We start from the raw sequence: 1,046 nt of genomic DNA, 5'->3' as shown, positions 1-1,046 counted from the left end.
AGCAAATTCTGCGGTTGGGGAGTGGGGGGGTAGTCGAGGTGCTTTCGCCAGCATAGTGGGTCATTTTTTCTGCATTTGCTTCGTCTTCAACGGGTGCATCTTCATTATTATCGTCTGCTTGTTCTGCCTCAGTAACTTCTTCGGCAGTGTCGTCATTATCATCGCTTGCGTCAGCACTTTCTACTTCGATCAATACCATGCCTTCGCTGACTTGATCGCCAATGGCAACATTGATTTTGGTGACTTTACCAGCAGCAGAGCTTGGTACTTCAACTGAAGCTTTATCAGACTCTAGCAGAACGATGTTGTCATCTTTTGCGATGACATCACCCACTGCTACCATAATTTCGCTGACTTCAGCACTATCGACACCCAAATCGGGGGCTTTAATATCCATGTTTTATCTCCTAGTCTTATGATTATTATTCTTTGACATCACCATCATTGAGCAAGGTCGCATCTGCTTGATCTTCGGCGCGGCCTTCATTGCTGATTTCTTCATCGTCTTCAGCAACGAACTCAGGTACAGGACTTGGGTTTACTTTGCCTGGTGCAGGTGCATCTGGAGAATGATCATAATAAGACTGTTGGTGCCATGCAGGTGGCTGATCCGCATCGATGCCTAAGCTTGAAATCGCATCTTTCACCAAACGCATCTCCACTTCACCCTCATCTGCTAAGCGCTTAAGCGTAGCAACAACGATGTGAGCCGCATCAACGTTGAAGAAACTGCGTAGGTTCTCGCGAGTATCAGAGCGGCCATAGCCATCTGTGCCAAGTGTGGTATAAGGACGGTTGTCTGGTAACCAAGCACGAATTTGCTCTGAGTAGTTACGCATGTAGTCAGTGGCTGCAACTACGATACCTTCGTGCGGTGCTAATTGCTCAGTAACCCATGGCACTTTTTCTTCATCCATTGGATGTAGACGGTTGTAGTCATCACAAACCATACCATCACGAGTCAACTCGTTAAAGCTGGTCACGCTCCATACGTTAGATGTGATATTAAACTCATCTTTTAGTATTTTTGATGCTTTTTGGACTTC

At 46.1% G+C, this 1,046-nt stretch carries 2 protein-coding genes; both read right to left on the bottom strand.

Going from position 1 to position 1,046, the window contains the following annotated elements:
* On the bottom strand, positions 1–397 hold a 397-nt coding region (locus ACS8FC_RS14965; RefSeq protein WP_439297353.1), incomplete at its 3' end, for a biotin/lipoyl-containing protein.
* A gap of 25 nt (positions 398–422) precedes the next feature.
* Positions 423–1,046: transketolase-like TK C-terminal-containing protein (locus ACS8FC_RS14960; protein WP_439297352.1), on the bottom strand; the 624-nt coding region annotated here is incomplete at its 5' end.

The organism is Psychrobacter sp. 1Y4 (assembly GCF_051847555.1).
This window is presented reverse-complemented; position numbering and strand designations above follow the sequence as displayed.